The organism is Pseudomonas sp. GW821-FHT02A08 (genome assembly GCF_059422045.1).
In genome coordinates, this window is record NZ_JBWKWD010000043.1 from 42631 (window position 1) to 54610 (window position 11980).

The 11980-nt window shown below is 62.2% G+C and carries 9 protein-coding genes; 4 read left to right on the top strand and 5 right to left on the bottom strand.

Annotated elements, in window-relative coordinates; genetic code table 11:
* Positions 1-121: 121 nt before the first annotated feature.
* Positions 122-307, top strand: a complete 186-nt coding sequence (gene csrA / locus AC07W4_RS24015) for a carbon storage regulator CsrA (RefSeq protein WP_008048966.1) — start codon at positions 122-124, stop codon at positions 305-307.
* A gap of 5 nt (positions 308-312) precedes the next feature.
* On the opposite strand, the gene AC07W4_RS24020 is transcribed toward csrA, so the two are convergent.
* The 5 genes from AC07W4_RS24020 to mnmC all read right to left on the bottom strand — a co-directional run bounded on the left by AC07W4_RS24020 (position 313) and on the right by mnmC (position 7744).
* Positions 313-540 (bottom strand): YheU family protein, encoded by a 228-nt coding sequence (locus AC07W4_RS24020; RefSeq protein WP_003199186.1) that lies wholly within the window; start codon positions 538-540, stop codon positions 313-315.
* A 212-nt stretch (positions 541-752) separates the two neighbouring features.
* Positions 753-1943 carry an osmoprotectant NAGGN system M42 family peptidase gene (locus tag AC07W4_RS24025; RefSeq protein ID WP_495034242.1) on the bottom strand — a complete coding sequence of 397 codons (1191 nt, stop codon included), beginning with the start codon at positions 1941-1943 and terminating at the stop codon, positions 753-755.
* Positions 1944-2069: 126 nt separating this feature from the next.
* Positions 2070-3818, bottom strand: a complete 1749-nt coding sequence (gene ngg / locus AC07W4_RS24030; RefSeq protein WP_495034243.1) for an N-acetylglutaminylglutamine synthetase — start codon at positions 3816-3818, stop codon at positions 2070-2072.
* A gap of 3 nt (positions 3819-3821) precedes the next feature.
* The gene (locus tag AC07W4_RS24035) at positions 3822-5594 is read right to left on the bottom strand and encodes an N-acetylglutaminylglutamine amidotransferase (protein ID WP_495034244.1); all 1773 of its coding nucleotides are present in this window, start codon (positions 5592-5594) and stop codon (positions 3822-3824) included.
* Positions 5595-5764: 170 nt separating this feature from the next.
* A complete protein-coding gene (gene mnmC, locus AC07W4_RS24040; protein WP_495034245.1) occupies positions 5765-7744 on the bottom strand; it encodes a bifunctional tRNA (5-methylaminomethyl-2-thiouridine)(34)-methyltransferase MnmC2/FAD-dependent 5-carboxymethylaminomethyl-2-thiouridine(34) oxidoreductase MnmC1 in 1980 nt (659 codons plus the stop codon).
* Between the two features lie 153 nt (positions 7745-7897).
* Between mnmC and pap the strand changes: the two genes are divergently transcribed.
* From pap to AC07W4_RS24055, 3 genes are all read left to right on the top strand, one after another.
* Positions 7898-9418: a polyphosphate:AMP phosphotransferase gene (gene pap / locus AC07W4_RS24045; RefSeq protein ID WP_495034246.1), complete on the top strand. Its 1521-nt coding sequence runs from the start codon at positions 7898-7900 to the stop codon at positions 9416-9418.
* 102 nt (positions 9419-9520) lie between these two features.
* On the top strand, positions 9521-10705 hold the full coding sequence (locus AC07W4_RS24050) for a thiolase family protein (RefSeq protein WP_495034247.1): 1185 nt from the start codon (positions 9521-9523) through the stop codon (positions 10703-10705).
* 247 nt (positions 10706-10952) lie between these two features.
* Positions 10953-11912: a DMT family transporter gene (locus tag AC07W4_RS24055; protein ID WP_495034248.1), complete on the top strand. Its 960-nt coding sequence runs from the start codon at positions 10953-10955 to the stop codon at positions 11910-11912.
* Positions 11913-11980 lie beyond the last annotated feature (68 nt).

Below are 11980 nucleotides of genomic sequence, written 5' to 3' on the forward strand. Positions count from 1 at the left end.
ACCTTTCTGTAAGCGTGGTGCGTCATGGCTGTCAGTCCGGTCTGGATTGCTGTCGGAGCATTGTAGGCGTACGGCGGGCCGGGCATCTTCAAGGGCCAGAAACCCCTGAAGGACACTCCTCATGCTCGTACTCACTCGCGTTGTGGGCGAAACCATTTCCATCGGTGACAACATTACCGTGCGCGTATTAGCGATCAACGGAAACAACATACGCTTTGGCGTCGAAGCACCGCAGGACGTCAGTGTGTACCGCTGCGAAATCTACCAACGGATCCAGAACAAACTGGAAAAAACCAAGGCGCGCTGAAGGCTTCAGTCAAACAGGTGCTTGGGCACGTCGTGCTTGAGCATCAGTTGGCATTGCTCGCTTTCCGGGTCGAAGACAATCAGTGCCTGGCCCTTGGTCAGCGCCTGGCGCACGCGTAGTACGCGGGTTTCCAGGGGGGTGTCGTCACCATTGTCCGTGCCGTCGCGGGTCACGAAATCCTCGATCAGGCGGGTGAGGGTGTCGACTTCAAGTTGGTCGTGGGGGATCAGCATAGGCACCTCGGTTGGATCAATGGCGCGATGCTACGGCGAATGGGCTGTTGCGGCTAGCCTTGGGCTGATGTGTTGTCTGCTCTGACGCCTTCGCGAGCAAGCCCGCTCCCACAGTTGACCGAGTTACTCCAGGAGAATGCGGTCGAATAATGTGGGAGCGGGCTTGCTCGCGAAGGCGTCAGACCAGGCACCGAATATCTCAGTGTTTCAACTCAGTTCTCCGACCGCTGCCCCACCAGGCTGTCCACCGACGGCACCCGCGTATCGCTTTCCATCTGTGTGTCATGTTCGAGCTGATGGCTGAAGCGGTCCAGTGAGCCCTTGGCCGGCTGTGCATCGCTGGCAAACACGGGTGGGCTGAGGATGTACGCACCGAGCAGGCGGCTCAGGGCGGCGAGGCTGTCGATGTGGGTGCGCTCGTAACCATGGGTGGCGTCGCAGCCGAAGGCGAGCAGGGCGGTGCGAATGTCGTGGCCGGCGGTCACCGCCGAATGGGCGTCGCTGAAGTAGTAGCGAAACAGGTCCCGGCGTGCCGGCAACTCGTTGTCGCTGGCCAGGCGCAGGAGGTGGCGCGACAGGTGATAGTCATAGGGCCCGCCAGAATCCTGCATCGCGATGCTCACCGCGTGCTCGCTGGAGTGTTGGCCAGGCGCGACTGGTGCGATGTCGATGCCGACGAATTCACTGACGTCCCAGGGCAACGCCGCCGCGGCACCGCTGCCGGTTTCCTCGGTGATGGTGAACAACGGATGGCAGTCGATCATCAGCTCTTGGCCACTGTCGACGATGGCCTTGAGCGCCGCCAGCAGCGCGGCCACCCCAGCCTTGTCGTCGAGGTGACGGGCGCTGATGTGGCCGCTTTCGGTGAACTCCGGCAATGGGTCGAAGGCGACGAAATCGCCGACGCTGATGCCCAGCGACTCGCAGTCGGCACGGGTGGCGCAGTAGGCGTCCAGGCGCAACTCGATGTGATCCCAACTGATCGGCATCTCATCCACGGCGGTATTGAATGCGTGCCCGGAAGCCATCAGTGGCAAGACGCTGCCGCGGATCACGCCATTGTCGGTAAACAGGCTGACCCGGCTACCCTCGGCAAAGCGGCTGGACCAGCAGCCGACAGGCGCGAGGGTCAGGCGGCCGTTGTCCTTCACTGCGCGCACCGCCGCGCCGATGGTGTCCAGGTGGGCGGAAACGGCGCGGTCGGGGCTGTTTTTCTTGCCCTTGAGCGTGGCGCGGATGGTGCCGCGACGGGTCAGCTCGAAGGGAATGCCCAGTTCTTCAAGGCGTTCGGCGACGTAGCGCACGATGGTGTCGGTGAACCCGGTGGGGCTGGGAATGGCGAGCATTTCCAGCAGGACTTTTTGCAGGTAGACGAGGTCCGGTTCGGGGATTTTACTGGTCATGGAAACTCCTGATGAGTTGAGGCGCCTTTCAGGACGCCTTCGCGAGCAAGCCCGCTCCCACAGGGAAATGCGATCAAAAGTGGGAGCGGGCTTGCTCGCGAAAGGGCCAGTCCAGACACCACAGAACTAAGGCACCACCGGCTGACTGTGCGGAAACAGCAAATCCACAAACCGCTCCGCCGTGGGTTGCGGTTCGTGATTGGCCAGCCCGGCCCGTTCGTTGGCTTCGATAAACACATAGTCCGGCTGGTCAGCGGCGGATACCATCAGGTCGAGGCCGACCATGGGAATGTCCAGCGCCCGCGCGGCCCGCACGGCGGCGTCAACCAGCGTCGGGTGCAGGATCTCCGTGACGTCTTCAAGCACGCCGCCGGTATGAAGATTCGCCGTGCGCCGTACGAACAGGTGCTCACCGGCCGGCAGAATGCTGCTGTAGTCGTATCCGGCGGCACGCAAGGTGCGTTGGGTTTCCTGGTCCTGCGGGATCTTGCTTTCGCCGCCCGTGGCTGCTTGTCGTCGCCGGCTCTGGGCTTCGATCAATGCACCGATGGAGTGCTGGCCGTCGCCCACCACTTCGGCCGGCCGGCGAATGGCGGCGGCGACCACTTCAAAACCGATCACCACAATGCGCAGGTCCAGGCCTTCGTGGAAACTTTCCAGCAGCACGCGGCTGTCGAAGTGGCGAGCGGCTTCCATTGCCTGCTGCACCTCCTCTATGGTGCGCAAATCCACCGCCACCCCTTGGCCCTGTTCACCATCGAGTGGCTTGACCACCACGCGCTGGTGTTCATCGAGGAACGCCAGGTTGTCATCGGCGTTACCCGCCAGTTGCTGCGCCGGCAGGTTCAAGCCGGCTGCCTTGAGCACTTTGTGGGTCAGGCTTTTGTCCTGGCACAGGGTCATGCTGACGGCGCTGGTCAGGTCACTCAGGGATTCGCGACAGCGTACCCGGCGCCCGCCATGGCTGAGGGTGAACATCCCGGCGTCGGCGTCATCGACGTGTACATCGATGCCGCGACGGTGTGCTTCCTCGACAATGATCCGCGCGTAAGGGTTGAATGCGGCTTCCGGGCCGGGACCGAGAAACAGCGGTTGATTGATGCCGTTCTTGCGCTTGATGGCGAAGGTCGTCAGGTTGCGAAAACCGAGCTTGGCGTAAAGGCTTTTCGCCTGGCGGTTGTCGTGCAGCACCGACAGGTCGAGGCAGGCGAGCCCGCGGCTCATGAAGTGTTCGATCAAATGCCGCACCAGCACTTCACCGACACCCGGCCGCGCACAATGCGGGTCGACCGCCAGGCACCACAGGCTGCTGCCGTGTTCCGGATCGTTGAAGGCCTTTTCATGATTGAGGCCCATGACGCTGCCGATGACCGCGCCGCTGTCCTCATCTTCGGCAAGCCAGTACACCGGGCCGCCCAGATGACGCGGCGTCAGCAGGGTGGCGTCGATCGGCAGCATGCCGCGGGCCTGATACAGCTGGTTGATCGCCTGCCAGTCGGCATCGCTTTGCGCGCGTCGAATACGAAAACCACGAAACACCCGGGTCGCCTGACGGTAGTCGCTGAACCACAGGCGCAAGGTATCGGACGGGTCGAGGAACAGCTGCGTCGGCTCCAGTCCCAGCACTTGCTGGGGCGCGGCGACGTACAGGGCAATGTCTCGCTCGCCGGGCTGCTCGTTGAGCAATTCGCCGGCGAGGCTCGCGGCATCGGCAAAGGTGTGGCCGATCAGCAAGCGTCCCCAGCCGCAATGCACGGCAATCGGCGCCCCGCCGAGTTCACTGCCATCCTCGGCCAGGCGTGCCTGCAAGCGTTCGTAGGAAGGTGACTGGCCGCGCAACAGGCGTTGGCTGAAAGCCGTGGCGTGAGGTTTCATCGGTCAGATTCCTTGTTCGCTGAGCCACAGGTTGAGGGCCGCCAGTTGCCACAGCTTCGAGCCGCGCAATGGTGTCAATTGCCCCTGCGGATCAGTCAGTAGACGGTCGAGCATCGCGGGGTTGAACAGGCCGCGATCCTGTCCGGGATCGAGCAGCAGCTCGCGCACCCACTCCAGCGTATCGCCTTGCAAATGCTTGAGGCCCGGCACCGGGAAGTAACCTTTCTTGCGGTCGATCACTTCGCTGGGAATCACTTGTCGCGCCGCTTCTTTCAAGACGTGCTTGCCGCCGTCCGGCAGTTTGAAACGCCCCGGAATCCGTGCCGACAGCTCCACCAGGCGGTAGTCGAGAAACGGCGTGCGCGCTTCCAGGCCCCAGGCCATGGTCATGTTGTCGACCCGCTTGACCGGGTCGTCCACCAGCATCACCGTGCTGTCCAGACGCAAGGCCTTGTCCACCGCCGCATCGGCACCAGGCAGGGCGAAATGGGCTTTGACGAAGTCACCGGCGGCGTCATTGGCGGTCAGCCATTTCGGTTGCACGGTGGCGGCGTAGTCGTCGTAACTGCGGTCGAAAAACGCCTCGCGGTACGCGGCATACGGATCACTCGCGCCATCCACTTGCGGATACCAGTGGTAACCGGCGAACAGTTCATCGGCGCCCTGGCCGCTTTGTACCACCTTGCAGTGTTTGGCCACTTCCCGGGACAACAGGTAGAAGGCGATGCAGTCATGGCTGACCATCGGCTCGCTCATGGCGCGGAACGCGGCGGGCAGTTGTTCGATGATTTCCTTTTCGTCGATGCGCAGTTGATGGTGCTGCGTGTCGTAGTGCCGGGCAATCAGGTCCGAATACTGGAACTCGTCCCCACGCTCGCCGCCAGCATCCTGAAAGCCGATGGAGAAGGTCGACAGATTGTCCACACCGACTTCCCGCAACAGGCCCACCAGCAGGCTTGAATCGACACCGCCCGATAGCAGCACGCCGACATCCACTGCCGCGCGTTGGCGGATGGCGACTGCTTCGCGGGTACTGTCGAGCACACGGTCGCGCCAGTCTTCGAGGGTCAGATCCGTCTCATCGGGGTGAGGGCCATAGGGCAGGGTCCACCAGGTTTTCTGCTCGGTGCGGCCATTGGCTTCGATGCGCATCCAGGTGGCCGGCGGCAGTTTTTCAATGCCCGCCAGCAAGGTGCGCGGTGCCGGGACCACAGCGTGGAAATTCAGGTAGTGGTTGAGCGCCACGGGATCGAGGATCGGGTTGATGTCGCCGCCCTTGAGCAATGCCGGCAGCGCCGAGGCGAAGCGCAGGCGCTGGCCGGTGCGCGACAGGTACAGCGGTTTCACGCCGAGACGGTCGCGGGCGATGAACAGGCGTTGGGCATCGCGCTCCCAGATGGCAAAGGCAAACATGCCATTGAGTTTCGGTAGCAAGGCCTCGCCCCAGGCGTGATAGCCCTTGAGCAACACTTCGGTGTCGCCACCGGAATAGAAGGCGTAACCCAGGCTTTCAAGTTCCGCGCGCAGCTCCGGAAAGTTGTAGATCGCCCCGTTGAAGGCCAGGGACAAGCCCAATTGCGGATCTATCATCGGCTGCGCCGAGCCGTCCGACAGGTCCATGATTTTCAGGCGCCGGTGGCCCAGGGCAATCGGTCCCTGGCTATGAAAACCCCAGGCGTCGGGGCCGCGAGGGGCCAGGTGATGGGTGATTCGTTCAATGGCTGCAAGGTCTGCAGGTTGATGATCAAAACGTAACTCGCCAGCTAATCCGCACATAAATTCCTTACCGGTTTTTCCGTTGGGGAGGGTCGATCGATACCGCGCCGAAACAGCGGGTACTCAGAAAGTGACCCTCCTCGGTAAGGGGAGTTTTAGATCAATGAGTTATATGCGCGACAGACCACGGCCGAGTCCCCCCGTGAGGGCGACTTCGGCTGCCGTATCGACTACTTGCCCCGGATAAGACGCCGCAAGGCAAACCGATTGGGATGACAGGCTTCGGCCACGCTTCTGGGCAACGGCAGGGGTTCGTTGTCCAGCCAGGCTGCCAGCAGTTCTCCGGACAGCGGCGCGGTGATCAGGCCGCGCGAGCCGTGACCGCTGTTGATGTACAAACCGTCAAGCCATGGGCATTCGACATCCGGCACCTGCCGGGCGTCCTTGCCCAGTGCCGCATACGCCTGAGTGAACGCCTGGGTGTCGGCCAACGGGCCGACGATCGGCAGGTAGTCGGGGCTGGTGCAGCGAAATGCAGCGCGCCCCCGGAGACTTTCAGGCGCAAGTTTATCGGCCTGTAAACGCTCCACCAGATCGTGGGAAATCTCTTCGAGCATGGCCATGTTACCCAGGTGTTCTGCCGTGGTCGGCGTCAGGTCATCGCTCTTGAAATCGAAACTGGCCCCCAGGGTGTGTTCGCCCAAACGGGCAGGGGCGACATAGCCTTCGGCGCACACCACGGTGCTCAGGGCCTGGCTTTGCGGCGTCTGCGCCAGGCGGGTGATTTGCCCGCGAATGCGCTTGAGCGGCAACTCGGCGCTCTCGGGGAAACGCTGGATTTCAGCCGCACCGGCGAGCACCACCACAGGTGCGTCGGCGAGCAAGCGTTCGCCGTCCCAGGCTTGCCACTGGCCCTCAATCTTGCGCAGTTGCAGCGCATCGTGGTGGGTGAGCAGTTGAATCTGTGGATGTGCAGCCTGCCACTGGCACAGCGCCGGTGGGTGGACCCAGCCACCTTCGGGATAGAACAGCCCTCCCTGTGCCAGCCCGATACCGGCCACGGCCTGTGCCTCGGGTTGATCCAGCAGGTGCAGCAGGTCCGCTGGAAACGCCGCGGCCAATTGCGCCTGACGTTCGGCTTCCTTGGCATTGAAGGCCAGTTGCAACACGCCGCAATCGTCCCAGTCGCGGCCCCGTTGCAAGTGTTCGAGCAGGCGTCGGGTGTAGCCGAACCCGCTGACGATCATTTGCGACAGCGCCGTGCCGTGGGCGGATAACTTCAGGTAGAGCACGCCCTGCGGGTTGCCCGAGGCTTCCTGGGCGATGGCGTCGTGGCGCTCCAGCAAAGTCACCTGCCAGCCCCGCGCGGCGAGGCTGGCGGCACTGGCACAACCGGCCAGCCCTGCGCCGATTACCAGCGCCCGGCGTTCGTCGCTCGGCGGTGCCGGTCGGGCAAACCAGGGTTTGTCGGGCGCCGGGGCGGGCACGTCCTGGGGCCAGCCGAGGAACTCGCCGCGCAGAATTTCCCATTTATGGCCGATGCCGGGGGTGCGTTTCATCTTGAAACCGGCGGCGTTGAGTAGGCGCCGCACCCAGCCGGTGCTGGTGAAGGTGCTGATGGATGCACCGGCGGCGGCCAGGCGAGCCAGTTCGGCAAACAGTTCGGCGGTCCACATGTCGGGGTTCTTCGCCGGAGCGAAACCGTCGAGGAACCAGGCGTCGATTCGGGCATCGAGTTGCGGCAGTTGCTCCAGTGCATCGCCGATCAGCAGCGTCAGGGTCACGCGGCCGTGGTCCAGCGTCAGGCGCTGAAAGCCCTGATGGATGGCCACGTATTGCTCAAGCAGTTGATCGGCAAACACCTTGAGTTCCGGCCACAGCGCCAGGGCCCGTTGCAAGTCGTCGTGGCTCAACGGGTACTTCTCGACGCTGACAAAATGCAGCCGCGCACCGGCCGCGGCGTGTTGCTCGAATACCTGCCAGGCGCACAAGAAATTCAGCCCGGTGCCGAACCCGGTTTCCCCGATGACCAGCCGCCCGCCATCGGGCAAGGCCGCAAAGCGTTCCGCCAGACGGTTCTGCTCAATAAAGACATAGCGGGTTTCGTCCAGCCCCGACTTATCGGAGAAGTACACATCGTCGAACACTCGCGAATACGGGCGACCTTGGTCGTCCCAGTCGAGCTGGGCGTGGGGCAATACAGGTTTCATGGCAGGCTCGGCAACGGCAAGGCCGCCATTCTAGCCGATCGACGGCGTGGTGCTTGATCCGTGGCAAGGTATGCATTGGCCGAGACCGGGAGAATCTCTGCTGGCCTTCAGTTCAATCCGCTAGTCTTGCTCACATCTGGAAGGGAGCCGCTCATGTTTGAATCCGCCGAAATCGATCACGCCATCGATAAAGAAACCTACGACGCCGAAATCCCGGCACTGCGCGAAGCGTTGCTCGAAGCGCAATTCGAATTGCAGCAGCAACGCCGCTTCCCGGTGATCATTTTGATCAATGGCATCGAAGGTGCCGGCAAGGGTGAGACGATCAAGGTACTCAACGAGTGGATGGACCCGCGCTTGATCGAGGTCCGCACCTTCGATCAGCAAACCGACGAAGAGCTGGCACGGCCACCGGCCTGGCGGTACTGGCGGATGCTTCCGGCCAAGGGCCGCATGGGGATTTTCTTCGGCAACTGGTACAGCCAGATGCTGCAGGGACGGGTCCATGGCGAGTTCAAGGACCCGCGGCTCGACCAGGCGATCAACGGGGCCGAGCGCCTGGAAAAAATGCTCTGTGACGAAGGTGCGCTGATATTCAAGTTCTGGTTCCACCTCTCCAAGAAGCAAATGAAGGCGCGCCTCAAGGCATTGGCCGACGACCCGCTGCACAGCTGGCGCATCAGCCCGCTGGACTGGCAGCAGTCGCAAACCTACGACCGCTTCGTGAAGTACGGTGAGCGAGTCTTGCGCCGCACCAGTCGCGACTATGCACCCTGGCATGTGATCGCCGGGGCGGATGCCCATTATCGCAACCTGGCCGTGGGGCGGATTCTGCTGGCGGGCCTGCACGGCGCATTGAAGCGGCCGACGATCCATCCTGAAAAGGTCAGCGCCGCGCCAGTGTTCCCCAGTGTCGATCAAGTGAATTTGCTCGACAGCCTGGACCTGGCCCTGCACCTGGACAAGGAAGATTACGAAGAACAGCTGATCACCGAGCAGGCGCGGTTTTCCGGGCTGATGCGTGACAAACGCATGCGCCGGCACGCACTGGTGGCGGTATTCGAGGGCAACGACGCGGCCGGCAAGGGCGGGGCGATCCGCCGGGTAGCGGCGGCACTGGACCCACGTCAGTACAGCATCGTACCGATTGCCGCACCCACCGAAGAAGAACGGGCGCAACCGTATCTGTGGCGTTTCTGGCGGCACCTGCCGGCCCGGGGCAAGTTCACCGTATTCGACCGCTCCTGGTATGGCCGGGTGTTGGTGGAGCGCATCGAAGGTTTTTGCAGCCCGGCGGACTGGCTGCGTGCCTACGGTGAAATCAACGATTTCGAAGAACAGCTCACCGACGCCAGTGTGATCGTGGTCAAGTTCTGGCTGTCCATCGACAAACAGACGCAACTGGAGCGCTTCGAAGAGCGCGAGAAGATTCCCTTCAAGCGCTTCAAGATCACTGAAGACGACTGGCGCAACCGTGAAAAATGGGATGACTATCGCGCGGCGGTCGGCGACATGGTCGACCGTACCAGCACCGAGATTGCGCCATGGACCCTGGTGGAAGCCAACGACAAGCGCTGGGCACGGGTCAAGGTGCTGCGCACCATCAACCGGGCATTGGAAGAAGCGTTCGAAAAATCCGACCGGCATGAACGCAAACGTAAGGACAAGGATTGAAGCGATGGTTACGCATACGCGAGGTGAATGATTGTCGCGGTCGGTGAAGGGCTGGACTTATGCTCGGTCCACTCTCAACCGATAACAACAATGAGGTATGCCATGCGTGAAGTGGTGATCGTCGATAGCGTGCGGACCGGCCTGGCCAAATCCTTTCGCGGTAAATTCAACATGACCCGCCCGGACGACATGGCGGCACACTGTGTCGATGCACTGTTGGCGCGCACCGGTATCGATCCGGCAAGTGTCGAGGACTGCATCGTCGGTGCGGGCTCCAACGAGGGCGCCCAGGGTTTCAATATCGGTCGCAACGTCGCGGTGCTCTCGCGCCTGGGTATCGGCACGGCCGGCATGACCCTCAACCGGTTCTGTTCCTCGGGCTTGCAGGCGATCGCCATTGCCGCCAACCAGATCGCTTCGGGTTGCAGCGACATCATCGTCGCCGGCGGTGTCGAGTCCATCAGCCTGACCATGAAGAGCGTCAACACCGACAACCTGATCAACCCACTGCTCAAGGAGCAGGTGCCGGGCATCTATTTCCCGATGGGCCAGACTGCTGAAATCGTCGCGCGTCGGTACAACGTCAGTCGCCAAGAGCAGGACCTCTACGCGCTGCAAAGCCAGCAACGTACCGCAGAGGCTCAGGCCGCCGGATTGTTCACCGACGAAATCGTGCCGATGGCGGTGAAGTATCGCGTCGAAGACAAGGCTACCGGTCAGGCAAAGATCCTCGACGGCATTGTCGACCGTGATGACTGCAACCGCCCGGACACCACCCTGGAAAGCCTGGCGGGATTGAATCCGGTGTTCGCCGAAGATGGCTCGGTCACGGCGGGCAACTCTTCGCAGCTGTCCGACGGCGCGTCCATGACCCTGGTGATGAGCCTGGCGAAAGCGCTGGAACTGGGGCTCAAGCCGAAAGCATTCTTCCGCGGGTTTACCGTGGCCGGTTGCGCGCCGGACGAAATGGGCATCGGCCCGGTGTTTTCGGTACCGAAACTGCTCAAGGCCAAAGGCTTGCGGGTTGACGACATCGACCTGTGGGAACTCAACGAAGCGTTCGCCTCGCAGTGCCTGTACAGCCGCAACCGTCTGGAAATCGACAACGCCCGCTACAACGTCAACGGCGGCTCGATTTCCATCGGTCACCCGTTCGGCATGACCGGCTCGCGTCAGGTCGGGCATCTGGTTCGTGAGTTGCAGCGACGCAATCTGCGTTACGGCATCGTCACCATGTGCGTGGGTGGCGGGATGGGGGCTACGGGGTTGTTTGAAGCAGTGCGCTAGGTCTCCGCACTTTGTGTTGACTGCCATATAGCTTTCGCGAGCAAGTCGAATCGTCGCACCGCCGCTCCCACATTGAACGGTGTACGCGGTCAACTGTGGGAGCGGGCTTGCTCGCGAATGCAGGCGCCGCGGTCTTTCACATTGCGACCCGCACAGTTTCAATCGCGGCCAGTCCGAAACTGTCCCTGTGTACGCCACCGCTGCGGGCCTAGAATGACGGCTCCTGTCAGTCGGCGTTGGGGTTCACATGCACATTTCATCGGGTCGCTGGGGTTACGGTCTGTTCCTGGCCTTATTGACCGCGTTGTTGTGGGGAATCCTGCCGATCAAGCTCAAGCAGGTATTGCTGGTGATGGACCCGGTGACGGTGACCTGGTTTCGTCTGATGGTGTCCGGCGGCTGCCTGTTCATTTACCTGGCGGCCACCAGGCGCCTGCCCAGCCGTAAAGTGCTCGGCCCTCGCGGTGGCTGGCTGGTGCTGATGGCAGTGCTCGGCCTGGTCGGTAACTATGTGTTGTATCTGATGGGCCTTGACCTGCTCAGCCCCGGGACCGCGCAACTGGTGGTGCAGATGGGCCCGATCATGCTGCTGATCGCCAGTCTGTTTGTGTTCAAGGAGCGTTTCAGCCTGGGGCAGGGGATTGGCTTGCTGGTGCTGCTGATCGGCTTTGCGCTGTTTTTCAACCAGCGCTTGAGTGAGTTGCTCACGTCGCTGACCGACTACACCGCCGGCGTGTTGCTGGTGTTGCTGGCGTCCACGGTCTGGACCTTCTATGCCCTGGGGCAAAAGCAATTGCTGACGGTGTGGAATTCGCTGCAGGTGATGATGGTGATCTACCTGTTTTGCGCATTGTTGTTGACGCCTTGGGTGCATCCGCTCGAAGCGTTGCAATTGAACCCCATGCAGGGTTGGTTGCTGTTGGCGTGCTGCCTCAACACCCTGATTGCCTATGGCGCGTTTGCCGAGGCCCTGGCCCATTGGGAAGCCTCCCGGGTCAGCGCGACGCTGGCGATCACGCCGTTGGTGACTTTTGCTGCGGTTGCCATGGCTGCGTGGTTGTGGCCCGACTATGTGCATGCCGAGACTATCAATGGCCTGGGGTATGGCGGCGCGGTGCTGGTGGTGCTGGGGTCGGCGTTGGTGGCGTTGGGGCCTTCGTTGATTGCCGGGTTGCGGGCTCGCAAAGTAAGGATGGCGGCCAGTTAGACCGCGTTATCGTTCTTCGCGAGCAAGCCCGCTCCCACAGGTTTTGCGTCGTTCATCAACTTTGTGAA